Here is a 24,223-nt window from a genome sequence, read left to right on the forward strand (position 1 = left end):
CCGCGGGTGATACTTGCCGCGATCGCGACCGCCCGGCTTTGGCCGCCATGGGCAGTCGAACGCGATTCGGTCGATCACCTCGTCCAGCTCCGCCTCCGCTCCGAACTTCTCCGCCAGCCTGGCGAGGCGATACTGTCCGCTCCTGTGTGGGCATAGCGCGCACCCCACGCGGACGATGACCCACGGAAAATCGGACAGACGGTCTAGCATCGAGCGACGGTAGCGCGCAAGCCGACCGTGAACAAGACAGGAACATTATACGCTGGCTGCCCGTCTCTCTCAGCTAGTGGACCTATTCGGAGCCTTTTCTGAGATTGGCGTCCATCGCACTCGCGAAGGGGATTGTCCCCAGGGCCGATTGGTTTGATGCTCATTGCTCGAAAAAGGGACCGCATCCATGGTGTCCACGACGATTGAGCTGCGCAACGTCCAGGGAACGCAAGCCGCAATGGGCTGGGCAGGCGGGCACACTGTCGTGGTCGATCGACCGGACGGGAAGGCGGGAGGCAAGGGTCTTGGCTTCAACGGCGGCCAACTCCTGGCGCTGGCAATCGGAGGGTGCTTCTGTAACGACCTGCGCTACGTCGCCGATGCCATGGGTGTGCCTCTGGGGAAAATCGCTGTCAGCGTCACGATCGAGCTCGAAGGCGCCCCCTTGCTGACAACCGGAGCCACGATGATGGTCTCGTGCGAGGCACTGGACGGCTCCGATCCTGAAGCAATCATCGAGCGAGCGAGGGCTACTTGTATGGTGAGCAACTCGCTTCGAGCCGGCATACCCGTGACGATCCGATCCGTTTCATAGACAAGGAAACTTCAGTCGAAGATTGCCTTGCATTTCAGAGTCGCAACTCCCCGCGCTTCAACACCTCCGCCAGCGCCTGGGCCGTTGACCGAGCACCGGTCTTGCGGCGGATCTGTGTGAGGTGACCCACTGCCGTCGACTCTGCGATCCCCAGGATCTGGCCGATCTCCCAGGTTGTCTTTCCCTCGGCCACCCAGCTGATCACGTCGCGCTCGCGCGGCGTGAGGGTAGGGCGCTTGTCATCCGCTGGACGTTTGACCGCCGCCCGAGCCGCCGCACTATAGGCATAGGCAGAGACCAGGTTGATGAGGGGGCGGCACTCGGGCGGCACTTCCACGTGCCGGCCGGCCATGGTGACGATCGCCTGAAACTCGAATAGCCCATGAAGGGGGACGCTCAGCCCCTTTGCCAGTCCGAATTCGGCCGCCTCATCCATGACGAGCCTAGCCGCTCTCGATTTCACCATCTCGGGCGGCAGCTCATCCCAAGCGAAGGGGGCTATCGTCTGGAAGCATCTGAGCGCGACGGGATCCACGCCGTAGTAGTGCTTGGCGTTGTAGCGCTCATACCATTCGGGCGGCCAGCCATCGATCAGGATGTGAGGATCGATGCGCTGCAGCTGTGGGGGCAGGTTGGAGATCAAAAACGACGAGAAGCCGAATTGCGAGAGGTACGCTGAGAACCGGGTCATGATGACCGTCGGATCGTCCGTCTCCCCGAACCGATCGATCATCTCGTAGATCTGCTGAGACTGATCTGGAGTGCGCTTCATCGACCGGGGCCCGTTCACGCTACGTCATGACGGCAGTTTCGCTTAGAACTAAACCGTTTCGGCCTCAACGGCTGATCTATTTCCAGCGCCGCGCGGCAGTGTGCCAAGCGCATCGGGGGGGGCGGCGTCAAGCCCTAGAATCCTAGGGCTTTCGAAACTGACAACGCGGTGTCATTGAAACAACATTGCAGACGCGGGCGGTAGGGCCCGGCGATCATCGGGTATTCCCTTCCATGGCCACGATCATTCCCTTTCCCCACGTTCCGCCGCGGCCGGTTCGGACCGAACGCGTGACGAACGACCAAGTACTGATCGATGAGGCGCAAAGAATTCTGAGCTATCTCAGGTTCGAAATCGATCACGCTCGCATGGCACTGCAGGCCTATGACGATCGGGTGCGTCAGTTGACGGACGTTGCTCCTAATCAAACGGCAGATGCGTGACAGAGGAAGCGGGAAGGGTATGGCTGCCGCCCGCATAGGCTGCCCGATTTACCGTTGGGGAACTGGCGGCCCTCTGGATCGTCTCTGACGAGGTTGTTCGCGCGTTACAGGTGCTTGAGTGAAAATTGCCACCTTCAATGTTAACGGCGTAAACGGACGCCTTCCCGTGTTGCTCCGTTGGCTGGAGGAGACTCGTCCAGACGTCGTCTGTCTCCAAGAGCTGAAGGCGCCACAAGAGAAGTTCCCTCGTAAAGAGATTGAGGCTGCTGGCTATGGGGCCGTATGGCACGGTCAGAAGAGCTGGAACGGTGTGGCTATCCTCGCGAGGGGAGCGGAACCGGTAGAGACCCGGCGTGGTCTCCCCGGTGATCCCGACGACACCCATAGCCGATACATCGAGGCCGCTGTGAGCGGAGTTCTCGTTGGCTGCCTTTACCTCCCTAACGGCAATCCTGCGCCGGGACCCAAATTTGACTTCAAACTGCGCTGGTTTGAGCGACTGTCGCGCTATGCGGCGGACCTATGCGCACTTGATGTCCCGGTCATTCTGGCCGGGGACTACAATGTCATGCCCACAGACCTGGATGTTTACAAACCGGAGCGATGGCGAGACGACGCCCTGTTTAGGCCGGAGGTGAAAGCTGCCTATCAAAAGCTCGTGGCGCAGGGGTGGACAGATGCTCTTCGCCATCTGCATCCGGAGGAGAGAATCTACACCTTCTGGAAATATTTCCGGAATGCTTTCGCTAGGGACGCCGGACTCCGGATTGACCACATTCTCCTCAATCCGTTCATTGCCAACCGCCTACGAGGCGCTGGTGTTGATCGGCATGTGCGTGGCTGGGAAAACGCTAGTGACCATGCGCCAACATTCATCGAGATAGCTTGATCGTGCTTCGGGGGTAACTCCCCGGCAATCCATCGCGCACTAGGGAGCGATACGGACCGATGAGTGACAATTCGGCGACCCGCGACGTCGCGAGATATCCGACTACTCCGGACGGCCGCTATTTCGTGGTGAAAGAACGCCTTTGGCGTCTGAGCAATCCGAGACTTCATCCGAGTGACAGAGAAAGCTACGTTGGGGCTTTGATGGCGGCTCGTAGAGCGGTTGGAGCCGCCAGGCGTAAAGTTGATACTGAGGCCGAACTTCTGGCTCGGGTCGCAGTCGATCGCGCAAAACGCAATCTTGGGGAGCGGGGGCCTGTCTGGTGGTCCGACGGAGCTCAAGATTGGAACCGTTATCTCATCAAAAACACGCCATACCAGAAATGGTATGAGGCTCTACAAGCGGAGCAGGTAGAAAAGCGTGACGGCAATCGCGATGCCTAGCAGGAGCCACGGCATCCAGGGTGGGAAAGCCTGGTTCATATAATTTCTTCCGGTGTTTTCGATCACCTGTGAAGAGGACACGGTAGACCCGTGTGCGGCCGATCCCAAGGCGCTTTCGTTACCCTCGAGGAGCCGCTGCACTTCACCGAGCGTTCGGCTCGCCGATCGTAGGTGACAAGACAGCGACGTAGGGCGAGCTTTGGGGAATCAAATTTTGGAGGGGCTATGAGTTGGGTTCCGCATAAAAACCCTCGGGCCAGCAGTATAGGCCAAGGGGGTCGTCCCCGTAGCCCTTTGGAAGGCCCGCGTAAAATTCGATTGTGAGGAAAAGCAGCAGGCTAGCGCAATCTCGGCGATGGACATGGATCTCAGAGCAAGCAGCGTTTTCGCACGCTCCAACCGCATCCGACTGAGATATCGGTGAGGCGGCATCCCCATTGCTGCCGAAAAGACCCGACTGAAGTGAAACGGGCTCAGATTGGCGACCCCTGCGAGACTATCAAGACTGACATCCGTCTCAAGATGGGCCGCCATGTAGTCGAGAACGCGTCTGAGCCGTCTCTCCTCCAGTAGGAGGCGATCACTGCGTCGGGTCGCACGCCCCGTATGGCTGGAATGGCTATCGACCAGCCATTCGGTCAGTGCAAGGGTGAGCGTATCCAGAAGCATTGTGCCCGCTGAACTCGGGGCTCGGAGTTCTCGCAGCAAGTCGATGCCCATACGTCGAACCTGCTCGTCGTAGATGCCACCGAGGTAGCGCACGGCGTCTGGTCGGGATGCCGCCCCGCCACGGACCTCAGAGAGTTGCGCAAACCGCTCGGGAGGCATGTAGATGTGGAGCACGTCGTGCCAGGCCGAAATGTCGATGTCCTCTTCCAGCACGCCGACCGGGCAAAGCCAGATCGTTCCGGGCTCGACACGCGTGTGTTGGCGCAAGCGATCGCCTGTGCGGCTGACGACGCAGTCCGCGTGGCACCCTGTGGCGATGCCGATTTCCATATGCTGCGGCTGAAAGGTGGGCAGCAGGCCCTTCGGGTGCCGTCGGTGCTCTGCAGCGATCCCGCGCCAGCCCAAACCGGCCGAAGACGCCAAGAGATCCTCGGCGCCATACTTGATGCGGCCATGCTCTTGAAGTTCCAAGGTCGTCGGCTCCTCGGCAGATCGGCATCATATCAAGGTCTCAGGCAAAACAGCAATTCGGGAATAGACGCGGTTTTGAGGTCGGCCGATGATCGAACCATGGCAGGGGAGAACAAGTGATGCGAAAGCGCGCCTTGTTGGTGGCACTGGCACTGGTCTCTTCGCCGCTAGGGAACCAAGCCATGGCCGATGAAGTGCAGTCAAAGCGACTTCCCGCGCAGCTGGTGGAGGATTTTCACGGGGCATTTGGCGAACATCACGCGCGCGCTGTGCATACCAAGGGAGCGATTTTCGGGGGTCGCTTCGAGCCCAGTCCCGAGGCGTCGACCCTGTCCCAAGCCCTTCTCTTCACCCAAGCCGTACCGGTGATAGTGCGCTTTTCCGACTTTACCGGCCTCCCGGACATTCCTGACACCAGTGGCAGTGCCAACCCGCGCGGGTTCGCCGTCAAGTTCTTGATGCCCGATGGATCAAGTCTGGACGTCGTCAACCACAGTTTCAACGGCTTTCCGGTCGCCACCTCGGCCGAGTTTAGCCTGCTGCTGCAGGCCTTGGGCCACAGCCCCGCAGGGTCTCCTGCGCCTACGCCGTTCGATAGCTTTCTCGCCTCCCATCCCGCCGCGAGAACGTTCTTCACCACCCAGAAACCGCCGCCCGAGAGCTTTGCGACCACGGCCTATTTTGGCGTGAATGCGTTCTTCTTCATCGATGGGGAAGGCCATAGCCGGCCAGTCCGCTATCGGTTCATGCCGGACGCTGGAGAGAGTTACCTTGACGAGGCGGCGCTTATCGGAAAACCACAGAACTATCTCTTCGATGAGATACCCGCCCGAGTGGCGAAAGCACCGGTGCGCTTCACGTGGCTTGCGCAACTCGGTGAGCCCGGTGACAGGGTCGATGATCCATCGCTCGCATGGCCGGACAGCCGGCGACTGGTGCAGCTCGGCGTGATCGCCATCGACAAAGAAGGGTCCAACACTGAAGCATCTGATCGCAGCCTGGTTTTTCTCCCCGGCACCCTGCCGCCTGGGATTGCGATCGCCGACCCGATGCTCACCATTCGCAATGCGGCCTACCCGGTTTCGTTTCATGAACGTCAGTAGGGTCATCGCGCTTTTTGTGATCGTGCCTGGGATGGGATTTGCGGCGCCGGCCGAGGAGACAATCGCGCCGCTGGTTCAGCAGTCGCTTCCGGGCATCCCCGGCAAGCAATTCACGGCGGTCGTCGTGACCTTCTCACCTGGAGCCCGGGCCGTGCCCCACAGGCACGGCACCGCATTCCTGTATGCGTATGTGCTGGAGGGTAGCGTGCGAAGCCAGCTGGACGGACAACCGATGCGGACTTACCAAGCTGGTGAAGGCTGGACGGAATTTCCAGGCGCCCGCCATCTCATCACGCAGAATACGAGCACCTCGGTGCCTGCCCGCCTCCTCGTCACCTTCGTTTCAGACGATCGGGCGCCTTTGAAAACGCCGGAATCGCCATGACACTTCGCCTCGATTATCAGGCTCTTACCGCCGGTGGCATGAAGGCGTTGGGCGCGGTGTATGCCTATGTCAGCGGCTGCGGGTTGCCGAGAGACCTCGTGGATCTGATTTATCTTCGCGTGTCGCAGATTAATGGATGTTCCTATTGCGTCGACAGCCACAGCCAGGATCTGCTCCGGGCTGGCACCCCACCACGAAAGCTGATGCTGCTGTCGGTTTGGCGAGAAACCAGTAGCCAATTTTCCGATCGCGAACGCTCAGCATTGGCGTGGGCAGAGGCTGTGACGCAATTGGGGGATGGGCATGTCTCTGATGACACGTTTGCCCTCGTCCGGGCCCAATTCTCCGAAAAGGAAGTCGCCGACCTCACGGTCGCAATCAGCCTCATCAATAGTTACAATCGTATTGCCATAAGCTTCCGCCGCGGGCCTCCGTGCGAATAAAAACTTCAGTATGAGTCACCCTCACGAGCCTTTCGCTCCGGTTTTTCCCGGCTGTCGCCAGTTGTCCGTGCCGGCTGCCCACCTGATGCAGGAGGCTCCGGCGGTTCGACAGTCAATGGTATCGAATGACGAAGTTAATGGCGGCCCCTAGGGTCAGGACTCATTGATCAGAGCCAGAAGATGACGGCTGCAGCGATGCAGATGGCCGAGAAGAAGGTGTGAGCACAGCGGTCGTAGCGTGTTGCGATGCGCCGCCGGTCCTTGAGCCTGGCGAAGAGGTTCTCGACTTTGTGGCGTTGGCGGTAGAGCATCTTGTCGTAGGGAGAAGGAATTCTCCGGCTTCGGCTTGATGGAATGCAGGGCTCAATCCCTTTGGCGACCAAGGCTTCACGGAACCAGGCGCTGTCGTATCCTCGGTCGGCGATGAGCGTTTTGGCGGATGGCAAGGCATCGAACACGAGGCTTGCGCCCTTGTGGTCGCTCATCTGGCCTTCCGAGAGAAGCATGAGGATCGGGCGGCCCGCATCATCGCAGACCGTGTGAAGCTTGGAGTTCAGGCCGCCTTTGGTGCGCCCGATGCGACGGGGAAAAGCCCCTTTTTGAGCAGGCTTGCGGCCGTGCGATGCGCCTTCAGATGCGTGGCGTCGATCATGATCCGCTCAGGCTTCGGTCCTTCGCCGGCAAGGCCTGCGAAAATACGGTCGAAGACGCCGAGTCGGCTCCAACGGATGAAGCGGTTGTAGAGCGTCTTGGGCGGTCCATACTCCTTCGGTGCGTCCTTCCACTGCAGGCCGTTGCGGATCACGTACACGATCCCGCTCACCACCCGACGGTCGTCCACACGAGGCACCCCATGAGGCAGCGGAAAATACGGCGAGATCCGCGCCATCTGACGCTGACTCAGCAAAAACAAATCACCCACCACGATGTCCTCCCCAACACCGTGAATCACAAATCAATCCGAATTAATAGGTCCTGAGCCTAGGGCAGCAAGCTGAGTGGTCAGATGCTGGCCCGTCGACGACACACGTTCATACCCAGACAAGGTAATTTGAAGCTCCTAAATGTCTCAATATTATATAGACCCTAACTTTATTCTGCCTCACTTATTTGAAGCCTAACCTATGGGGACAAAGAATACGTCTCACTGCATTGTCTCGCTGCGGAATAATCATAAAGGACAAAGCAATCTCCCGTCCTTGGTCGCGGGCTCTACACTCGCAGACGCGACGGACTTTAAAATTCCTTCGGATGGGGGTGTGTATAAGCTTGTTGGGGTCCCGGCGCTGATGTTGCCATGATGCCCTCTCAGTGTAGGGTTGCGCGAGGTTGGCTTGGCCGGTGGCGGCGCTGCTGAGAGGCGGGAACGGGCATCTCAGGGAAAGAAGGATCGTATGGCCGCGTTGCTAAACTCTGCCGCACCCGATCATCTACCGGCGTTCATCACTGCACCCGGTGAGACGGATGTCCTCATGGTAGTGGTGGCCATCTTCCTGACCCTTGCCGTGCTTGGGTTCGGTTTGCTCTTCCTCCGGCTGCACACCATGCCCGAGCGCATGGCGCACAAGGCCAAGAAGATCCAGTTCGAGATCGTGGCGGTCCTGGGCCTGCTCGCCCTCTTCACACACGTGCATCTCTTCTGGGTGATCGGCCTGCTGCTCGCGGTGATCGACATCCCAGATTTCGGGGGCGTGCTTGGCCGGATGGCGGGATCGCTAGAGAAAATTGCCGGTATTGCCCCGGGAAAGGGCGCCGCAGGCGTGCCGGATGACGACAACGTTGATACCAGCGAGCCCGATGAACGCCCGCAACCAACGCGGCTCCGTGCGGCTACGGGGAGCTAGGTCATGCTTGAACTTCTGCTCTGCTCCCTGCTGACGATCGTCCCGGATTACCTGTTCCGACGCTACGCCGAGGGCAAGCGTCTTGGCAAAGAGATCACCCTCTATTCAGTCTGGTTCGAGCTCAGGTGGGGAATCACCGCCTGTCTGATGCTGACCATCGGGCTGATCACCGTCATCTTCTACAACCACCCCTCCACCACTAACGCCACCCTGTTCTACAGGACCGTGCCGATCATTCCGGAAACCAACGGACGCGTGGCAGAGGTGCATGTGGGCTTCAGCGCGCAGGTTAAACAAGGCGCGCCGATCTTCAGACTGGACAGCTCGACACAGCAGGCGGCCGCGGAGGCTGCTCGCCGCAAAATCGCCGAGACCGACGCCGCCATGGTGGCCGCCCGGGCCGATGTGGCTGCGGCCGAGGGCAAAATCCAGGAGGCCAATAGCGCATATCAGCAAGCCCTCGACGAATTGCAGACGAAGCAACAGCTCAACCGCAACAACTCCGCCATTGTGCCGGCGCGCGAGATCGAGCGACTCCAGAACGTCGTGGACGGTCGTCGCGGTGCAGTTGGGGCCGTCACCGCGGCCAGGGATTCCGCCGAGGCGCAGCTCACCACCCTCATTCCGGCTCAGAAGGCCAGCGCCCAGGCCGCCCTGGCCCAGGTCGAGGTGGACCTGGCCAAAACCATCGTCCGCGCTGGCGTCGACGGGCGTGTTGAGCAATTCACGCTGAAAGTTGGTGATATCGTCAATCCGTTTATGCGTCCGGGAGGGATCCTGATTCCTGAGGGTGCTGGGCGGGGCACTATTCAAGCAGGGTTCGGGCAGATCGAGGCACAGGTGATGAAAATCGGCATGCTCGCCGAGGTCACCTGCGTGTCAAAGCCCTGGACCGTCATCCCGATGGTAGTGACGGGCGTGCAGGATTTTATCGCCGCGGGGCAGTTCCGGGGCGGCGAGCAATTGATCGATGCTCAGCAGGTCGTGCGGCCGGGATCAATCCTGATCACTCTGGAACCTCTCTATGAAGGCGGACTCAAGGGGGTCACCCCCGGCAGTTCCTGCATCGCCAACGCTTATTCGAGTAACCACGACCTGATCGCCTCAGGGAAAGTCGGCACCCTCAAGAGCCTAGCCCTTCACGGGGTGGATGCCGTCGGGATTGTTCATGCCGGGATCTTGCGGATGCAGGCGCTCATGCTGCCGATTCAGACACTCGTCTTCGGCGGCCACTGACAGTCAGGTGTCGATGACGGGCCTTTACGCGTCGCCATGGAGATCAATCTATCAATTTGAGACTGACGGCTCGGTCTCCGGAGGGAACCCACAGTTTCCCCCGATGGCTTGCAGGATTGACAGGCCAAAATGCCCCGCTACTGAAACAGGCATCCCAACGTATGGATGTGACAGCGTGCACTGGCAACGTGGTCTGATCCCCCGCGTTCGCCACGTGGAAGGGTTGTAGCTACGCTCCCAACCTGCTTTCTACGAAAGACAGGCAGCAGAGGATTAGGTCGGGGATTTACCGGCCTACCAAGGCAAAAATACCCGCTCCGCCCTGACGCAAAAGCTGGCGGTAGGCGTCGCGCCCACAAACGCGAAACGAACAGGCTGGAGAGTGAAACGTGGATGCCATATTGGTCAGTCTTGTCGCATTTTGTTCGATTTTTGGAAGTGCGCTAGCGGGCGTGCAACTCGCCCGTCGGTTGCCGGAGCCACACCTCAGTACCGAAACCAGAACAGCAGTTTCCGTATCAATGGCTGTGGTAGGCACGATGGCGGCGCTTGTTCTCGGTCTCATGATCAACACCTCCAGCACGTCGTTCAACAGTCGCTCTGAAGCAGTCGAAAGCTTGGCCGTTGGCGTTCTGAAACTTAACCGCGCGCTGATCCGCTACGGTCCGGATGCCTCGTCCATTCGCGAGACCCTGCAAAAGTATACGAAAGCCAAAATAGACGAGCTGTCGCATTCTACGCAAAGGAGTGACGTCGGCCTACCAACATTGCAGGTTTTAGAAACGATCAATGACCAGATCCTGGCCTTGGAACCGAGTGACGATCGTCAGCGAAACATCCAAGGCCGGGCTAGGGAGCTCGCCTATTCGATGGCGGACGCGCGATGGATTTTGGTCAGCAAATCAGTTTCGGCTGTACCCTTTGCGTTTCTCACTCTCCTCATTCTGTGGCTGAGCTTCCTGTTCGCAAGCTTTGGGCTGTTTGCTCCAAGGAACGCGACTGTGATCGTCGCCCTCTTTTTGTGTGCATTCGCGATCTCAGGCGGAATTTTCATGATCTTGGAGCTAGGATCACCAGCGCGTGGCCTAATTCGACCCTCGGTAGCCCCGATGTACACCGCCTTATCTGAAATCACGAAAACTACGGATTAGAGCAGAGGCCAATGCGGCAGGCTCCGCGATCCCCATCTGGGTTGTAGGGGCTGCCGTGTGGGCCCTCGTCATGCTGATGATGATCCTGGGTAATCCCCCCATGTCGCCCGCCCCAGGTGGCGGTCATGCTTTACAGCAGGGGGATTTCGTCTAGAGCCTCGTCATGATCGCCGCACCGCCGTTGTTGGCGTTGGTGGGGGGACTGATCTTTATGCGCGTGGGTCAATATGTGGTGCGAGATTTCCGCTCATGACCAAGCTTCCCGTCGCCTATATCCGGGTCTCTACAGCCCGACAGGGTCGTCGTGAACGAAGCGGCAAGCGCGCCCGCACCAAGGGTTAAGGCCTGACGCCGGTTGAGCAGGCGAAGGTTGTATTATGTGCCTTGAACCCGTCCTTCCGCGAGCCAGAAGCTAGGAGCAAAGTTGCCACCACACAAACGATTCTAATCCTGGCCTGCCGCCGACGCTCGTCAATCATAGGAAGGGTATCGTCGTCCAGATCCGCGTACTGGTCGCGCTCGTGATATGGCATCCCACTGTCCTGCCGGGCCAGAGTAACTCAGCCCTTCCAAGACTCCGCGATTAATGTAATAGTGTTGCGTATTCTGGCAAGACCCGTGGAGCGGCATGGAGCCTTTCGACCCCGACCAGCGGACCCTCGTCAGGTCCCCCCTCGACAACGAGACCATTCTCAGCGGTCAGTTCTGGGGGGAGCTTCGCGTGTTCCTGGCTGTCGCCAAGGCCAAATCGTTCAACCGCGCGGCCGATGTGCTAAACACCAGCCAGCCGACGGTGAGCCGACAGGTCAAGCGCCTGCAGGACCTGATGGGATCGCAGCTCTTCGTTCCAACCCAGAATGGCGTCAAGCTGACGGCCAAGGGCCAGGCGCTGGCCCAGTCCCTGACCCTTCTCGATCACTCCCTCTTCGCCCTCACCAACGACCTGCGAGCCGAGACGAAGGAGGCCGAGGGCGTCGTGCGCGTCTGTATCACCGACGGCCTGAACACGTTCTTCATCGCGCCGGCCTTGTCAGCCCTGTCGCTGGAGCACCCCAAGATCCAGCTGCATCTGAAAAGCCCGACGAACCTGGTGAGCCTACGGGAAAACCAGACCGATCTCATGATCGGGTTCACCCCCATGGACGGGGCGGACATTACGTCACGCAAGCTCGGGCATCTCCATTTCATCCCGGTGGTCGCCAAGTCCTACATCCAGCAGCACGGCATCCCGACCCGCAGCAATCTCGAGCGCCACCTGTTCATCCAATCGGAGTTCTATGCTGCCCGGACGGGGTTATGGGATTCGTGGAATCATGCCGTCGATCAGGGCCGAGTCGTCCACTTTTGCGATAATTCGATGGCGTATGGCATGCTGGGGAAGGCCGGTCTGGGGATCGGCCTTCTGGGGAGCTATGCGGTCCTGGAGCCTGACGCCGTGCCGCTTGAGCTCGACGTCCGCATCTCGGTGCCGCTCTATGCCCTAGCCCTGAGCGAGCGCCTCAACTCGCGCCCGGTCGGCCTGGTGTTCGAGTGGCTGTGCGAGCTGTTTGGACCGGGAAACCCGTGGTTTGGGCCCGACCCTCGCCTGAAGCACGCGCCCAGCCGGTTCGATGCCGGCATCAAGCTCCTGTTCAACCTTTGACCGTCGGGCACAGTAGCGGCTCGTCAGTCCTTCCGAGAACCGCAGGTAGGTGTTGCCCACATCCTCGAACAGCTCCGCCAGGGACAACGGGATGTCGTCGGACTGAAAGAGCAGCTTGTCGAACATCGCCGTGTGAAGCGCGACGACCTGTTGAAGGTGCGCATGAAACCGATCCATGATCATTCCTGCCGATGCGTCATTCAGGTCCAAGGTTGTCTCGATGGGGCGCGGCGTCATAACACTTCCGCCTCGAATTCGGAGCGCGCATCCCAATGTCCTTCGATCCGAAAGAGTACGGCGGTGTCCGTCTCAGATGAGATCGCATCGGCCGGTGGGGTCAGGACCTTGACCAGCTCGTGATAGGGCTCGTCATGCCCCTCGAAATGCAGGGGCACTTTTCCGGGTGCCGGCTGGAAGCCCAGCATGGTGCGCCACAGGCGTGCATATTTCGGCTTGGCGTGGGTGATGACCCGATCGTAGCCCTTGCGCGCGATGTGCTCGAAGATGAAATCTGCGCAGCGCTTGATGGTGCGCACGTCGCGCCACTTCTCCCGGAAGCTCGTCCGCTCCATCTTGGCGAAATCCTTGAACCAGCGGATCCTCGCGGTGCCGACCGGCTCGTTTCCGGCATAAACGATTACGTGCGTGGCCTGATAATCGTTGCCGTCGAAGGTTTGGCCGGCCGATACCCCGTGTTCCTCCATGAAGCAGATGGCCCGGATGGAATAGGCATGGAGCAATTGCTCGTACGTCGTGACGATCTCTACGCGAATGTCGTTGTCGTTGCGTCCTGCTGCTGACAAAGCTTGTCTCATCGAATGCCCCCCTTTGGGTTGTAAGCGGAGCAGTAAGGAGCATAGGCAGGTGGCTGAGATGAAGGCATCAATATGTTACGCTGTTCTACATCAGCGTTGAACGGGAGGCGCAATTGACCGAAAATAAAGGGCCTGTGCCCCTCACCTGGCCTCAGCTATTGCATGAGGCCATAGAACGCTTCGGGACCGACTGGAGCCTGGTTCAATCCTATGTTGCGGAGCGGGTTGCGGCCATATCGGTTGCCGATCGTGACAGGTTGAACGACGAGCTGCGCCGTGTGCTCGCTTTCCAGGCCCCCCATCGTCCGGACGTTCTCCACTAGGTAGACGCCGGATCAACCCATGAAAAAGTCCCCCAATGCGGCCGACGGTCATATCGGCCGGCGGATGCGCCTCCTGCGCCAGCAGCTCGGAATCAGTCAGGAGCGGATGGGGGAGGCGCTTGGCATCACCTTCCAGCAGATCCAGAAATACGAAAAGGGCACTAACCGGATCTCTGCCGGGCGCCTGGTCGCCGTGGCCACCATCTTCGGCGTGCCGATCGAGTCCTTCTTCGAGGGGATGGAACCGGACACAAAGGCCATCAAGACCGAGCCGGACCCGTTACGCTTTCTGGACACCGCGTTGGGCCGCCGCCTGGGGCGTGCTTTTGGGGAGATCGGTGACGAGCAGGCGCGTTTGAAACTCGTCGAGCTGGCGGAGGCTTTGAAGGGCATGAGCAAGGTGCCTGCCTCATAGGCTGACCCGTTGCCGTTGGCCGTGCGAAGGCTTTTAAGCGGCCAGGCTGAGCGTCCAGAGAGGCGATTATCAGGCTGGTTGCGCCTGGCTCAAAATGCAATTTGTTCTCGTCTTGTTCACGGTTTGGGAATCGTGCTTTGGTGTGCCTCTGAACCATCAGAGGCAACCATGGCGCACACCCTTTCAGACTGGCAACGCGCCAGGCAGGACCGTGAGGAGCTCGATTTCACGGTCGAGGCCTGGACGCGGGATGCCCACGCGATCGACCAGGTCCTCAGCCGCAACGGCAACATGCTGGTGGCGCGCGCCGCCTTCGAGCAGGCCTGCTTGCAGTACCCCAACGTCTACCTGCGACTGCGCCATGGCTGCCGTCTCATCGAAGAGCGAAAGGGCACACCTTGAGCAACACAGAGATTGAAGACGTGGCCGCGGCCTACGCGGCCGCTTGCGAGGGCGACGTCAGCCAGGCGCTGCGCGCCGCCGTCGCTGACCTCATCGAAACCCACCGCGATGCGGAACAGCGATTGCGCGCAATGGACCAATGGGTCTCGCGCGGCTATGTGCAGGGGAGGGCAAGCGACGTTTACCTTAGAAGAGCGGGCGGATGTGCAATCTCTACTCCGTGACCAAGGGACAGCAGGCGATCCGTGACCTGTTTCGGGTGGCGCGCGACAGCACGGGCAACTTGCCGCCCATGCCTGGCATTTTCCCCGACTACGCGGCGCCGGTGGTGCGCAACACTCAGGACGGCCGCGAACTGACCATGATGCGGTGGGGGATGCCGTCCTCCCAAAAAGCACTTCTGGAGGCAACCCAGCGGCGGGCTCAGAAGCTGGAGGCCAAGGGAAAGGCCGTCGACTTCAAGGAACTGCTCAGGATGGAGCCTGATAAGGGCACCACAAACATCCGGAATGTGAAAAGCCAGCACTGGCGGCGGTGGCTCGGGCCCGACAACCGATGCCTGGTGCCCTTGACCAGCTTCTCGGAATTTAACGCCGCGGCTGGCGGGGACATCTGGTTCGCCTTCGACGCGGAGCGGCCGCTGACTTGCTTTGCGGGGGTATGGACCAATTGGACCTGCGTGCGGAAAGTGAGGGAGGGAGAGGTGACGTGTGACCTCTACGGCTTCCTCACCACCGAGCCGAACGCCGAGGTAGGAGCTGTCCATCCGAAGGCGATGCCTGTCATCCTCAGGACCGAGGAAGAGCGCGACGTTTGGATGCGAGCCCCGGCAGACGAGGCCCTGTCCCTGCAGAGGCCACTGCCCGATGGATCACTTGAGATCGTTGCCAAAGGCACCCGACAGGACGGCCCGAACCTACTGAGCTTCGCCTAAGGGAACCAGCACCCAACCGGCGGCACTTTCGTCGGCATTCATGGAGAGAAACATGGCCGACGACAAATCGAAACAGGGCAGTGGCGATCGATCCCGCGTTGCCGGTGGCGAAGAGTACGAGGTGTCTCATTTCGCCAAGAAACACGGTATCTCGGCAGAGCAGGCTCGCAGTCTCATCAAAGAACACGACAACGACCGCAGCAAGCTGGACGCAGCCGCGTCGAAGATGAAGCGTTAACCGCACCTGACGATCTGATTCGACTCGCTTTGGCGGGGGCTTCACCCTCACGGGATGGCAAAGCCTCCGCCCCGGCGACCCATCACGCGCGCGACCACGCCCAGCTCGACGGCTGCTCGTGGCCCCGTCGTGCCGGACATCCGGGACCATCGCCAAGGCGCGCTTTTCGACCTGCCTGTGCCCGGATGGATCGAGCCCTGTCTCCCCACTCTGGTTGCAAAGGCGCCAAGCGGCCCGCAGTGGGTTCACGAGATCAAGTGGGACGGATATCGCATTTCCGCATATCTTGACGCTGGCAAAGCGACCATACGGACCCGCAACGGTCACGACTGGACGACCAGGTTCCCCCTCATCGCTGAGGCCCTGGCTGCTCTGCCTGTTCACTCCGCCGTGCTGGATGGCGAGTCAGTTGTCCTGGACGAGCAGGGCCGGTCGGATTTTAGCGCCCTCCAGGCAGCCCTTGGCAAAGGGCGGGCGGGCAGGAACCCAGCGGGGAGCGCCATTTTCTACGCCTTCGACCTGCTTTTTCTCGACGGTCACGACCTGAGAGACTGGAAACTCGAAAGCCGACGGGACGCGCTCGAGGCGATTCTTTCTCATCGGGACGAGGTCATCCGTCTTTCCGAAGAGATTAAGGGTGAGGGACCGACGATATTTGCCCATGCCTCCCAGCACGGCCTCGAGGGGATCGTGTCGAAGCGGCGGGATGCCCCCTATAAATCTGGCCGGCGGGACGAGTGGCGTAAAACCAAGTGCGTCCTGTCCGACACATTCTTCGTGATCGGCTTCGAGACTACGGGCGGCACCCTCGCGAGCATCAGGCTCGCGCACTTCGAGAGCGGCACCCTTAAAGTCGCTGGCGGGTTAGGGACTGGCTTTAGCCGTTCAAGCGCAGCGGATCTGCTGAAAAGGCTCAAACCCCTCGTCACCATGAGGCCTCCGGTTGCCGGAGCTGGCGGCAAAGGTGTGGTGTGGACGAAGCCTAAAATCAGAGTTGAGGTCGAGTACCGCGGGTGGACCGCCGACTGCCAGCTTCGGCATCCGTCATTCAAAGGAATCCGCGAAGAATAGCAACGGGGTCGCTCGAAAAGGCTCGTAAGGCTGGGCATCCCACCACTCGGTCAATCACTCATTGATTGCGCTTCGAAATAATAACGTCAATATGGATGTAGGGACGTGCGCCAGAATTCTGGCTTGACCAACTGTCTCCCTATCCGGACAGCAACAAGACGTCAAACCGATCCGGGAAGTCTTATCTATGCTCGGTAACATTTGAATCGAGAAGTCCATTGTTTCTTCAACCAACTGAGCTGACGCTGTGGAGCGATGAGCACATTCGGCTCGCGATCAGCGCGGCGGGTATCGCCTTCTGGTCATGGGATGTCGATACGGACCGGCTGACCCTCGACGGCCACGGTTTCGATCTCTGGGGGGTATCTCGAAGCTCTGAGGTAACCTTCGCCGAGCTTTCGGAGCGTATTCATCCCGCAGATCGGGACAGGGTGCGGGCTGCGTTCATCGCCACAAGTGCGGTCATTGGTCCCTACGAAATCGATTTCAGGATCCTCGTCGACGACAATATCAGGTGGGTCTCGGCCAGGGGTCAAGGCAATGAGGCTGGTATTGTCGGGCGGACGATGTTCGGCGTCTTCCTCGATGTCACTGGTCGCAAGCAGGCGGAGGAGGGAAACGAATTGATGGCCGGCGAGATGAGCCACCGGGTCAAAAACCTCCTTGCCGTTGCCTCAGGGTTGACCGCCATAACATCGCGCTCAACTAACTCGACCAAAGACATGGCTCGCGAACTGATCCAGCGGCTTTCGGCCTTGGGCCGAGCGCACGACCTTGTTCGGCCTCTTCGAAGCCAGGACGGAAAGGCTGCGCTCCTGGGTGACCTTTTGACCGTTCTTCTGGCGCCCTACGACGATCTCGGGGCGTTCAGCGGTCGCATACGAGTTTCCGTGCCGCGAATGGGCGTCGGAGAGGCGACAGCGACGACCCTCGCCCTGGTCATGCATGAGCTGGCGACCAACTCGGTCAAATACGGGGCGCTCTCCTCGGAGACGGGCACGTTGGATATATCCTGCAACGCGTCGGAGGATGAGTTTTTGGACATCATCTGGACGGAGCGGGGAGGACCGTTGGTCTCAGCGCCTGCTCAGGCAGTCGGATATGGGAGCACGCTGATCGCGAGGTCGATGGACCAGCTGGACGGCGCTCTCGAATACCGATGGGAGCCAGAGGGATTGATTGCCATTCTGAAGGTAAATTCAGAGCGGCTCGCCCGATGAGGAAGTTCACCTTTGTGAAGTACTGCTTTCCGCGCAGCACTGGTAATCCGTTGAAGCCTTAGTCGCGCACCTGCGCAAGGCGATCCGACTTCGCACGTGCATAGCAGGCAGCGCCGCAGAGTAAGAGTACCTCGCCCGGGACAGGAACATTTCCTCTCCCCGCTTGTTAAGAGCCCTCGCCAGGAGGGTCGAGATGGACCGAGTTCTTCAGATTGTGAGAGTGCTTCTGGTTGGAGAAGAGACAACATTCACTGCTGACGAGGTTGAAGAGGCCTTTGGGGATCATGCCGCCTTTCTGACCGCGTGCCTGAACGCCAATTGCGAGGCGACATACCACAGGTCAGCCCTTTCTGACTTTTACCGTGTGAGGCGCAAGGCGGGGTCGGTGCGTCTTACCAGGCGCAAATAAGAGAGCAGGGAACTGCAATGAGTTCACCCTTCAAGCCGGGGAGAGATCAGCTCATGTGGCCTATCTGACGTCGAAACACTTCACGAACACTACGATCGCGTCTGGCCTCAGCGCAGAGAGGGCTGACCTCATTCTGAGTCTGGCGGATCAAACGCGTGTCCAGCCCACCAGGTCCGCTTCAGAAAGCCTCATCTGTTCCGCCAGCTGTCGACGGGCTCTACTAACACGGCTTTTGATCGTTCCGATCGCGCACCCCATTCGAGCAGCAGCCTCCTCATATGAGAGGCCTTCAATGGTCACCATCGTGAGAACGTCTCGGAAATCGGCAGGCAGCGCCGCGAGCGCAGAGGCAAGTTCTTGATGAATGAGTTTGTCATGCTGCTCCGGCGCAGTGGCCATCTTGCTGGCATGTAGACCGTCTGGATCAGCAACCTCCCGGCCGTTTCTCCTGATGCCACTAAAGAATGTATTTTTGAGGATCGTGACTAGCCAGCTGCGCAGGTTCGTGCCCTCTTCGAATGCCTCGCGTTTTGACAGGGCTTTGAGGATCGTCTCCTGGACCAGATCATCCGCAAAATCGTAGTTCCTAGACAGCGAAAAGGCGAATTTTCGGAGCTCCGGTAAAAAAGAAATTATTCCCTGCAAGAAAGCTGGTTCGGTTGGTTCCTGAAAGGCTCGGATGGCGAGAAATGTTCGCTTGAGAAGCCGTCGCAGATCGGGAGGAAGGCGCTGCGCCGTTGTCTCCGCGTATATCTCCTGGAGGAGCTCTCCGAGATGCATTCGGGTAGCGGAATCCAGTTGCGGAAAGGGTGGGTTGGAAATCTCAGTCACGGGCGAAGCTCCCTGGCTTGAAAATCAACAACCGTGAAAATTCCCTAACCGGGCGTTTGATCCGCGTGGTCAGGAAATTTTTTTACGATCCGAAACTCAAGAAGGAAATCACCGAGGCGACCGATTTCTCCTAGGGAGGAAGCCCCGCCGTCTCACCCTGATCGACCCGACGAGTTGGCCTCACGCGGCCGATCGGACCACCACTTTCAGCGGGAAGCCTTGTACAGCTCAAAACGTCCAACAAAACGTGCAACATCGATTTGTGAGACAAGTCTGAAATCGTTATTTTGAAAGGTATTCAGTGATGCGAACTCGCGAGCTGGCGGAAGGGGTGTCTGCCAATAAACGTTGAAAACATTGATATTTTTACCGCACACTCTCAAAAACCTAACCCTGCACCCTAACCAAAGACGCCGCAGCCCGATGCAAACATCGACGTGCGTCGGCGTCTTGACTTGAGTAAATTCATTTCCTAAATCAAATACGCAAGTTGAGTTTCGAGTATCTGCATAAAGCGTAGTCTACATCTTAAATTAACTTCGCAATTTGCGTAGTTAGTTCAGGCAATCGTGCCGACCATTGGAAAGTTAATAGCCGCCCTGCCGGGTGGTCGAAGCTCCAAGTGGTCGCCACGTCCGGCGACCACTCCAACCGGTCCGCCAAGTCTAGGCGGCCACAAGAGTAGGGTCGCGAAATGTCAAAAAATTTTCTTCCCGGTCGTTCGGAGACCGAAAAGCCACTCCTTGTTGACATCCCGGAGACAGGGCGGCTCCTTGGTGTCGGTAAAACGTCCGTCTACGCGCTCATCAAGTCTGGGAAGCTCAAAACCCGCCGGATCTTGCGACGCAACCTCATCACGCGGGACTCTATTGACGCGTTGGCGGACAATAGCGAGGGGGCGGCATTGTGAGCCGCGTGGTTGAACTCCACCGCGCCGACATCAGCGGAGAGGAATCGATCTGCGTTTCGATCGTAGTCGCGGACCCACTCCGACTCGACATTCGGATTGTAGAGGGAGGAGTCGCAACAGCGAACGGGCTTACCCTCGACGCGGCGGCACTGCACATCCTCGGCGATGCCATCCTTGAAGCTGAGTGCCGCATTCGGGAGGCTGACATCCTGATCAGGGCAGGAGAATTTAATGAAGGCAGATGAAGACCGTACGGAGCCTGAGCTTACGCTGTTTGACCTCGTTCAGACGCCGATATCGAGGACACCGCGGCGCCGTAAGAATATATCGCTCAGAAACGCGAAGGAAGGTGATGCATCGAAGCGCGCCATAGAAACCTTGAAAAGCTCCCTTGCACACCTGCCCCCGGACAGCATCGCCTTTGCTTTCGGCCTGGTTGCGTACTTTGAAGACAACGGCCGGCTGTCGAGCAAACAGCTGGCGTGGGCTCAAAAGCTCCCGACCCTGGTGATGGGTCCGGATGAACGCGCCAATACGTCGGCTAAGAATGTTCACTTCTTAAGTCTCGCTCACCACTCCGGCATCGTCGACGACCTCGTTTATCGGTTGAGCAATCTAAGTGGCACAACAACAAGAGCCGCCGTCCGCGCCACCCAGCGACATCGCTTCATAAAGCTAGGCCTCGAGCGCGGAGCAGGTATCCAGCGGGCAGAAAGGGACGCCGACGATCTCATCCGTGAAGCAACGAACCTGGTCGAGAACAAAACAGGAGGCAGCGGAGCTGCATGACGCTGTCCTCCGTTCGTCGGGAGGTGTCGCCCAAAGAAAAGGCCCCCACGCTCACGCACGAGAGGGCTCTCAAGTCGAAATTTACATTACCGACAGATGGCGCATTACCTGCTGAAAATCAACCCAAAGTCTGGCATCGACGGACTTCCGACGCTCGCTTGTTCGGATCGGTCGTCATGTCCGAGCGGCAGAGAGCGACTCCTGGAAGCCCTCGAGCCGCGAAGATAGGGCGCGCGATCCTCAGGCAAATAGCTGACCTGGTTCGTCATCGTGGTCATTCTCACGAGGTCTCGGACGACCTGCAGATTTACATCGAGGCCGCGCTTCCCCAACTTTCGCTAATCGAGCGGGCTCACGTGAGAGGACCGGCCTTGCACGACTGGGTTGAGGAGACCCTGCCTGTTTTGTTTCGATCTCGCCGGCCCGGCTGGCTGGCGGACATGAAGCTGGCGTTTGATGATAACCCGTACCAAACCTCGATGGTCGACCTCGGCAGGATGTTACGGGTGACCGACTCGGAGCGCCAAGGGTTGAAGCTCTGGCAGATGATGCCGGTTGATATGTCGCCTGAAGAGCTCCGAGAACAGTGCCTTCAGCGCGATCGGGAGCGAAAGGCGAGAACCCGGGCTGCTGCAGGTGCCATATCGCGTGAATCTTCCAAAGCTCGAGTTAAGCCGTGGGACGACGAAGGAATATCTCGCGCAGCGTGGTACCGCCGGCAACGTATCAGCCGCGCAGGGCAGCCGTCCGGAGGCTGAGCGAGCTCTTGCCTTGGAGGCCGTCCCGGCTCCGCTACCCCGCCTCCGACGCCCAGATCCGCGCGCACCGTCTCGCAAGGCTCGCACGATGAGCGTGATTGAGACCTTGTCCATCGTCGAGATAATCGCGGACCTTAAGGCCCAGAACCGCGAGCATGGCTTGGATGCCAAGACGGTGGCCGATTACCGCGAGGCGATGACCGAGGGCGCGAAGTTTCCACCTGTCGCTGTGTTTCGATCCGCTGCCGGAACGTTCCTCGCAGACGGCTTCCATCGATACGAAGCCGCCCGCCTCGAAGCGTTCACGTCGATCGAGTGCGATATCCGGACTGGCACCCTGCGGGACGCCATCCTTTACGCAGTCGGCGCCAACGCCGACCACGGCCTGAAGCGCACCAATGCCGACAAGCGGCGCGCGGTCATGCTCATGCTTGAAGACGACGAGTGGTCCGGGTGGAGCAACCGGGAGATTGCCAGACGTTGTCGTGTCGACGAAGCACTCGTGCGGCGAATGAGGGATGATACTGCGGTTAAGCCGCAGTCTGGCGAGCGTTCATTCGTCCATCCGAAGACCGGGAAGCCTGCAACGATGAACGTTGCTGCGATCGGCAAGCCCGCGCAAAAGCCCGCGTCCCCGCCTGTCCAGGGGGTGAGCGGAGGAAACGTGATTGAACTGGCGGGTCGGCTCGAGAGCCACCTCGGTCGAGGGCAGGCGACCGCCGCGCGACCCTCAACGCCGTCACGCACCTAAAGCGGATCTTTCGCACCACCACGCCCCAGGATGACGTCATGGAAAGCCTGCCTGTGGTCATCACGACCGACAGTCTCGTCACCATCGAAGGGGAAACTCGCATCCTCGATACGGATCTGGCGGCGGCGCTCGGAATTCAGAGCCAGCGCACCATTCGAACTGTCATTCAGGATAACCGGACGGAACTTGAGAGTTTCGGGAGTTTGATGGCGAGGCCGACAAACTCCGGAACCAAAGGTGGCCGTCCCGAAAATGCATTCCTCCTCAACGAGGAACAAGCGGTCCTCATAACGATGCTTTCCCGCACCGAACGCGCCAAACAGGTTCGTGCCGACATCATCCGAGTTTTCGTCGCCTACCGACGCGGCAGCTTTCGCCATCGACCGCGGTCGTTGACCCTCGCACGGATGATCAGATGGCCGTTCTCGAGGATGGAAAACGGCCCCGAAACGAGTGAGACAGATTCGTCCGCTGATATACGTAGTACTACGGGCGGACGAATTCGTCTCACCCTGTGTTTTTAATAACGAACATAGTACCTTAGCTATATAAATATACACACCGAGCTCTGAAACAGGGTCGCATCTCTTCCAATGAACGGGCCGGCCAAGCCGGACCTCCCACTTGAATTTTAGTGGCCGGGTGTCGAAGCGGGTGACAGTCAGTCGATAGACGAATGGCTGGACGGCTCGCGCCGCCTTCGTGGTTAGGCCGTGATCAGTCCAGACTGCCATCACAGTCAACGGTTGAGCCATCACCAACAGGCGCGCGTAGACCTGCCTCCATCCCGAGTTGGACGACTAGCGCAAAGATGGCCGCAATTGGCAAAATTGGCGCGACTTTAAGGGCCGGCCTCCCTCGATACGCACTGCGGCCGTGACCTTTCGAAAACAGTAGGTCTCCGCGTCATGATGGCCGCGCCTCAAGCGCGGGCCCAATCATCGATGTCATTTCTGACGTGCATTGAACGTCTGCGTGGATCGTCTGGTCAGAGTCGTGTGTGTCATCTCCACGGTTAGGACGACTGCGCACGGGATCGAACAGGTTAGGTCGGCTCAGGTCCGCTGTGTCGTCATGACGGGTGAGGCATGGGTGAGCCTCAGAGCTTGCGTTGTGAGACCCGGCGTTGATGGGACGTGGCACGCACATCTCTCACAACGTGGGACGAAAGGTCGATCTGTGATCGAGGGCGATATCAGAGGCCAGAGCTGGCAATGAAGCGCGGTTGGTAGTCTGGATCCCGCGAAGGACGAGAACGCCGTGTGCGGCCTCCGTAGACGATTTTACGGTCAAAAAGATCTAGGGACCGTATCCGCGAGGAGGGCGGGCGAGGCGCCCCGCAGCCCGCCCCACATCACAATTTTTTCCCGCTCAAGGGGGGAACGCCGTCCCAGAGACGGCGAACCCGGCCAAAACTGATCGCTCCGGTCGATCGAGTTCAGTACCGCGACGAGTTATCCACAAGTCAGATCGTATCCTCCACGATCACCGGCAATCATCGGCGTGCACCGACAGGCAATCAGCCGCCACTCGTTGCAAATCAGAAGAAAAATAGTGGTTCAACTCTTCGCCGTCGCCGTGTTGAACTAGCTCGCGATCAATCGCTGAGGCTCGTATGACACTTCTTCTGAAACTTCCCGTCGCCGCTCGAGAATTGGCAGTCGGCATGACGACGCTGAACTCGCTCGTTCGCGAAGGACGGCTTCCGATCCGGAAGATCGGGCGCTCAACACGCGTACACCGGACCGATCTCGAAAATTTTGCAGAACGTCTTCCCGTGGGGAACGTCCTCCGGGAGAGCACCAAGTGACGATCCGGACAACTGCAGACGACGAAATTCGCGGCCAGCGAATCTTTCGGATCGGCGGCACGAACACTTTCATCAGGGTACCCACTTCAAGCTGGCAGAAGCAGGCTCCGGAGATTGAACGCGCGCCATCAGCTGCCGTATCGTCGGCCGCCCCAATCACCAATTCCCCGCCACTGGCGTCTGCGCCGACGCAACCACCCGCGACGATGTCGCCGCCCGCGGCTAAGGCTAAGGCTCAGGCTCCGGCGCCA

29 protein-coding genes are annotated in these 24,223 nt (G+C 59.4%); 23 read left to right on the forward strand and 6 right to left on the reverse strand.

All coding sequences use genetic code 11. From position 1 onward, the window contains the following. The first annotated feature begins 397 nt into the window (after positions 1 to 397). Positions 398 to 805, forward strand: a complete 408-nt coding sequence (locus J4G32_RS00390; protein ID WP_210482827.1) for an OsmC family protein — start codon at positions 398 to 400, stop codon at positions 803 to 805. Positions 806 to 839: 34 nt separating this feature from the next. Here the strand turns inward: J4G32_RS00390 and J4G32_RS00395 are convergent, their stop codons facing one another. Then, on the reverse strand, positions 840 to 1,577 hold the full coding sequence (locus tag J4G32_RS00395; protein ID WP_210482829.1) for a LuxR family transcriptional regulator: 738 nt from the start codon (positions 1,575 to 1,577) through the stop codon (positions 840 to 842). A 233-nt stretch (positions 1,578 to 1,810) separates the two neighbouring features. Here J4G32_RS00395 and J4G32_RS00400 point away from each other — a divergent pair, with 233 nt between their 5' ends. From J4G32_RS00400 to J4G32_RS00410, 3 genes are all read left to right on the forward strand, one after another. Further along, positions 1,811 to 2,020, forward strand: coding sequence for a hypothetical protein (locus tag J4G32_RS00400; protein WP_210482831.1), 210 nt, complete (start codon positions 1,811 to 1,813; stop codon positions 2,018 to 2,020). 118 nt (positions 2,021 to 2,138) lie between these two features. Then, entirely contained in the window at positions 2,139 to 2,909 is a 771-nt protein-coding gene (gene xth / locus J4G32_RS00405) for an exodeoxyribonuclease III (RefSeq protein WP_210482833.1), read from the forward strand. A 59-nt stretch (positions 2,910 to 2,968) separates the two neighbouring features. Beyond that, entirely contained in the window at positions 2,969 to 3,352 is a 384-nt protein-coding gene (locus J4G32_RS00410) for a hypothetical protein (protein ID WP_210482835.1), read from the forward strand. Positions 3,353 to 3,559: 207 nt separating this feature from the next. On the opposite strand, the gene J4G32_RS00415 is transcribed toward J4G32_RS00410, so the two are convergent. After that, on the reverse strand, positions 3,560 to 4,492 hold the full coding sequence (locus tag J4G32_RS00415) for an AraC family transcriptional regulator (RefSeq protein WP_210482844.1): 933 nt from the start codon (positions 4,490 to 4,492) through the stop codon (positions 3,560 to 3,562). 182 nt (positions 4,493 to 4,674) lie between these two features. Here J4G32_RS00415 and J4G32_RS00420 point away from each other — a divergent pair, with 182 nt between their 5' ends. From J4G32_RS00420 to J4G32_RS00430, 3 genes are read left to right on the forward strand one after another with little or no spacing between them, the layout of a single operon-like run. Next, the gene (locus J4G32_RS00420; RefSeq protein WP_210482846.1) at positions 4,675 to 5,595 is read left to right on the forward strand and encodes a catalase family peroxidase; all 921 of its coding nucleotides are present in this window, start codon (positions 4,675 to 4,677) and stop codon (positions 5,593 to 5,595) included. Then, entirely contained in the window at positions 5,582 to 5,980 is a 399-nt protein-coding gene (locus J4G32_RS00425; protein WP_210482849.1) for a cupin domain-containing protein, read from the forward strand. Before J4G32_RS00420 ends, J4G32_RS00425 begins: the two co-directional genes overlap by 14 nt. Continuing rightward, entirely contained in the window at positions 5,977 to 6,423 is a 447-nt protein-coding gene (locus J4G32_RS00430) for a carboxymuconolactone decarboxylase family protein (protein WP_210482851.1), read from the forward strand. The genes J4G32_RS00425 and J4G32_RS00430 overlap by 4 nt, the downstream gene beginning before the upstream one ends. 167 nt (positions 6,424 to 6,590) lie before the next feature. Here the strand turns inward: J4G32_RS00430 and J4G32_RS00435 are convergent. Then, positions 6,591 to 7,345 (reverse strand): IS5 family transposase gene (locus tag J4G32_RS00435; protein WP_210482853.1). Its coding sequence is split into 2 segments (ribosomal slippage): positions 6,591 to 7,012 and positions 7,012 to 7,345, totalling 756 coding nucleotides; the frame shifts between segments, so codons are not numbered across the junction. Between the two features lie 472 nt (positions 7,346 to 7,817). Between J4G32_RS00435 and J4G32_RS00440 the strand changes: the two genes are divergently transcribed. The 4 genes from J4G32_RS00440 (at position 7,818) to J4G32_RS00455 (ending at position 12,296) form a co-directional block, all read left to right on the forward strand. Continuing rightward, positions 7,818 to 8,267 carry a hypothetical protein gene (locus tag J4G32_RS00440; protein ID WP_210482855.1) on the forward strand — a complete coding sequence of 150 codons (450 nt, stop codon included), beginning with the start codon at positions 7,818 to 7,820 and terminating at the stop codon, positions 8,265 to 8,267. A 3-nt stretch (positions 8,268 to 8,270) separates the two neighbouring features. After that, positions 8,271 to 9,503: an HlyD family secretion protein gene (locus tag J4G32_RS00445; protein WP_210482857.1), complete on the forward strand. Its 1,233-nt coding sequence runs from the start codon at positions 8,271 to 8,273 to the stop codon at positions 9,501 to 9,503. Positions 9,504 to 9,892: 389 nt separating this feature from the next. Beyond that, positions 9,893 to 10,654 carry a bestrophin-like domain gene (locus J4G32_RS00450; protein WP_210482865.1) on the forward strand — a complete coding sequence of 254 codons (762 nt, stop codon included), beginning with the start codon at positions 9,893 to 9,895 and terminating at the stop codon, positions 10,652 to 10,654. A gap of 628 nt (positions 10,655 to 11,282) precedes the next feature. Next, positions 11,283 to 12,296, forward strand: a complete 1,014-nt coding sequence (locus tag J4G32_RS00455; protein WP_210482867.1) for a LysR family transcriptional regulator — start codon at positions 11,283 to 11,285, stop codon at positions 12,294 to 12,296. Between the two features lie 233 nt (positions 12,297 to 12,529). Here the strand turns inward: J4G32_RS00455 and J4G32_RS00460 are convergent, their stop codons facing one another. After that, positions 12,530 to 13,111 (reverse strand): GNAT family N-acetyltransferase, encoded by a 582-nt coding sequence (locus J4G32_RS00460; RefSeq protein WP_246504707.1) that lies wholly within the window; start codon positions 13,109 to 13,111, stop codon positions 12,530 to 12,532. Between the two features lie 342 nt (positions 13,112 to 13,453). Here J4G32_RS00460 and J4G32_RS00465 point away from each other — a divergent pair, with 342 nt between their 5' ends. The 6 genes from J4G32_RS00465 (at position 13,454) to J4G32_RS00490 (ending at position 17,714) form a co-directional block, all read left to right on the forward strand. Then, positions 13,454 to 13,849, forward strand: a complete 396-nt coding sequence (locus J4G32_RS00465; protein ID WP_210482869.1) for a helix-turn-helix domain-containing protein — start codon at positions 13,454 to 13,456, stop codon at positions 13,847 to 13,849. A 168-nt stretch (positions 13,850 to 14,017) separates the two neighbouring features. Then, positions 14,018 to 14,251, forward strand: coding sequence for a hypothetical protein (locus J4G32_RS00470; RefSeq protein ID WP_210482871.1), 234 nt, complete (start codon positions 14,018 to 14,020; stop codon positions 14,249 to 14,251). A 202-nt stretch (positions 14,252 to 14,453) separates the two neighbouring features. After that, positions 14,454 to 15,185: an SOS response-associated peptidase gene (locus J4G32_RS00475; protein ID WP_210482873.1), complete on the forward strand. Its 732-nt coding sequence runs from the start codon at positions 14,454 to 14,456 to the stop codon at positions 15,183 to 15,185. A gap of 52 nt (positions 15,186 to 15,237) precedes the next feature. Beyond that, positions 15,238 to 15,423, forward strand: coding sequence for a DUF3606 domain-containing protein (locus J4G32_RS00480; RefSeq protein WP_210482874.1), 186 nt, complete (start codon positions 15,238 to 15,240; stop codon positions 15,421 to 15,423). Positions 15,424 to 15,552: 129 nt separating this feature from the next. Beyond that, positions 15,553 to 16,494: a non-homologous end-joining DNA ligase gene (gene ligD / locus J4G32_RS00485; RefSeq protein WP_210482876.1), complete on the forward strand. Its 942-nt coding sequence runs from the start codon at positions 15,553 to 15,555 to the stop codon at positions 16,492 to 16,494. Positions 16,495 to 16,712: 218 nt separating this feature from the next. Then, a complete protein-coding gene (locus tag J4G32_RS00490; protein WP_246504709.1) occupies positions 16,713 to 17,714 on the forward strand; it encodes a sensor histidine kinase in 1,002 nt (333 codons plus the stop codon). 556 nt (positions 17,715 to 18,270) lie between these two features. Here J4G32_RS00490 and J4G32_RS00495 read toward each other — a convergent pair. Next, positions 18,271 to 18,954 (reverse strand): sigma-70 family RNA polymerase sigma factor, encoded by a 684-nt coding sequence (locus J4G32_RS00495; protein ID WP_210482878.1) that lies wholly within the window; start codon positions 18,952 to 18,954, stop codon positions 18,271 to 18,273. A gap of 694 nt (positions 18,955 to 19,648) precedes the next feature. Here J4G32_RS00495 and J4G32_RS22140 point away from each other — a divergent pair. The 5 genes from J4G32_RS22140 to J4G32_RS00520 all read left to right on the forward strand — a co-directional run bounded on the left by J4G32_RS22140 (position 19,649) and on the right by J4G32_RS00520 (position 22,162). Then, a complete protein-coding gene (locus tag J4G32_RS22140) occupies positions 19,649 to 19,864 on the forward strand; it encodes a helix-turn-helix domain-containing protein (protein WP_210482880.1) in 216 nt (71 codons plus the stop codon). Beyond that, positions 19,861 to 20,109, forward strand: coding sequence for a hypothetical protein (locus tag J4G32_RS00505; protein WP_210482882.1), 249 nt, complete (start codon positions 19,861 to 19,863; stop codon positions 20,107 to 20,109). The genes J4G32_RS22140 and J4G32_RS00505 overlap by 4 nt, the downstream gene beginning before the upstream one ends. Further along, the gene (locus J4G32_RS00510; RefSeq protein ID WP_210482884.1) at positions 20,096 to 20,653 is read left to right on the forward strand and encodes a hypothetical protein; all 558 of its coding nucleotides are present in this window, start codon (positions 20,096 to 20,098) and stop codon (positions 20,651 to 20,653) included. Before J4G32_RS00505 ends, J4G32_RS00510 begins: the two co-directional genes overlap by 14 nt. After that, complete coding sequence (locus tag J4G32_RS00515) at positions 20,650 to 21,411, forward strand: hypothetical protein (protein WP_210482886.1); 762 nt, start codon at positions 20,650 to 20,652, stop codon at positions 21,409 to 21,411. The genes J4G32_RS00510 and J4G32_RS00515 overlap by 4 nt, the downstream gene beginning before the upstream one ends. An 88-nt stretch (positions 21,412 to 21,499) precedes the next feature. Continuing rightward, entirely contained in the window at positions 21,500 to 22,162 is a 663-nt protein-coding gene (locus tag J4G32_RS00520; RefSeq protein WP_210482888.1) for a ParB N-terminal domain-containing protein, read from the forward strand. Here J4G32_RS00520 and J4G32_RS00525 read toward each other — a convergent pair. Beyond that, positions 22,159 to 22,542, reverse strand: coding sequence for a hypothetical protein (locus J4G32_RS00525; protein ID WP_210482890.1), 384 nt, complete (start codon positions 22,540 to 22,542; stop codon positions 22,159 to 22,161). The two genes, J4G32_RS00520 and J4G32_RS00525, sit on opposite strands and share 4 nt — an antisense overlap. Positions 22,543 to 23,777: 1,235 nt before the next feature. On the opposite strand from J4G32_RS00525, the gene J4G32_RS22145 reads away from it, so the two are divergent. Then, the gene (locus tag J4G32_RS22145) at positions 23,778 to 23,972 is read left to right on the forward strand and encodes a helix-turn-helix domain-containing protein (protein ID WP_210482892.1); all 195 of its coding nucleotides are present in this window, start codon (positions 23,778 to 23,780) and stop codon (positions 23,970 to 23,972) included. The last annotated feature ends 251 nt before the right edge of the window (positions 23,973 to 24,223 follow it).

The sequence above is a fragment of the Microvirga antarctica genome (genome assembly GCF_017921815.1).
In the GTDB taxonomy this organism is placed as follows: domain Bacteria; phylum Pseudomonadota; class Alphaproteobacteria; order Rhizobiales; family Beijerinckiaceae; genus Microvirga; species Microvirga antarctica.

Bases quoted from the DNA above. Each gene is read 5' to 3' on its own strand.
- J4G32_RS00430 (WP_210482851.1), top strand. From the start codon at position 5,977: ATGACACTTCGCCTCGATTATCAGGCTCTTACCGCCGGTGGCATGAAG.
- J4G32_RS00460 (WP_246504707.1), bottom strand. From the start codon at position 13,111: ATGAGACAAGCTTTGTCAGCAGCAGGACGCAACGACAACGACATTCGC.
- J4G32_RS00515 (WP_210482886.1), top strand. From the start codon at position 20,650: ATGACGCTGTCCTCCGTTCGTCGGGAGGTGTCGCCCAAAGAAAAGGCC.
- J4G32_RS00410 (WP_210482835.1), top strand. From the start codon at position 2,969: ATGAGTGACAATTCGGCGACCCGCGACGTCGCGAGATATCCGACTACT.
- J4G32_RS00525 (WP_210482890.1), bottom strand. From the start codon at position 22,542: ATGGCGAAAGCTGCCGCGTCGGTAGGCGACGAAAACTCGGATGATGTC.
- J4G32_RS00440 (WP_210482855.1), top strand. From the start codon at position 7,818: ATGGCCGCGTTGCTAAACTCTGCCGCACCCGATCATCTACCGGCGTTC.
- J4G32_RS00510 (WP_210482884.1), top strand. From the start codon at position 20,096: ATGAAGGCAGATGAAGACCGTACGGAGCCTGAGCTTACGCTGTTTGAC.
- J4G32_RS00470 (WP_210482871.1), top strand. From the start codon at position 14,018: ATGGCGCACACCCTTTCAGACTGGCAACGCGCCAGGCAGGACCGTGAG.
- J4G32_RS00480 (WP_210482874.1), top strand. From the start codon at position 15,238: ATGGCCGACGACAAATCGAAACAGGGCAGTGGCGATCGATCCCGCGTT.
- J4G32_RS00520 (WP_210482888.1), top strand. From the start codon at position 21,500: ATGAGCGTGATTGAGACCTTGTCCATCGTCGAGATAATCGCGGACCTT.
- J4G32_RS22145 (WP_210482892.1), top strand. From the start codon at position 23,778: ATGACACTTCTTCTGAAACTTCCCGTCGCCGCTCGAGAATTGGCAGTC.
- J4G32_RS00395 (WP_210482829.1), bottom strand. From the start codon at position 1,577: ATGAAGCGCACTCCAGATCAGTCTCAGCAGATCTACGAGATGATCGAT.
- J4G32_RS00475 (WP_210482873.1), top strand. From the start codon at position 14,454: ATGTGCAATCTCTACTCCGTGACCAAGGGACAGCAGGCGATCCGTGAC.
- J4G32_RS00425 (WP_210482849.1), top strand. From the start codon at position 5,582: ATGAACGTCAGTAGGGTCATCGCGCTTTTTGTGATCGTGCCTGGGATG.
- J4G32_RS00420 (WP_210482846.1), top strand. From the start codon at position 4,675: ATGGCCGATGAAGTGCAGTCAAAGCGACTTCCCGCGCAGCTGGTGGAG.
- J4G32_RS00465 (WP_210482869.1), top strand. From the start codon at position 13,454: ATGAAAAAGTCCCCCAATGCGGCCGACGGTCATATCGGCCGGCGGATG.
- J4G32_RS00390 (WP_210482827.1), top strand. From the start codon at position 398: ATGGTGTCCACGACGATTGAGCTGCGCAACGTCCAGGGAACGCAAGCC.
- J4G32_RS22140 (WP_210482880.1), top strand. From the start codon at position 19,649: ATGTCAAAAAATTTTCTTCCCGGTCGTTCGGAGACCGAAAAGCCACTC.
- J4G32_RS00400 (WP_210482831.1), top strand. From the start codon at position 1,811: ATGGCCACGATCATTCCCTTTCCCCACGTTCCGCCGCGGCCGGTTCGG.
- J4G32_RS00455 (WP_210482867.1), top strand. From the start codon at position 11,283: ATGGAGCCTTTCGACCCCGACCAGCGGACCCTCGTCAGGTCCCCCCTC.
- J4G32_RS00445 (WP_210482857.1), top strand. From the start codon at position 8,271: ATGCTTGAACTTCTGCTCTGCTCCCTGCTGACGATCGTCCCGGATTAC.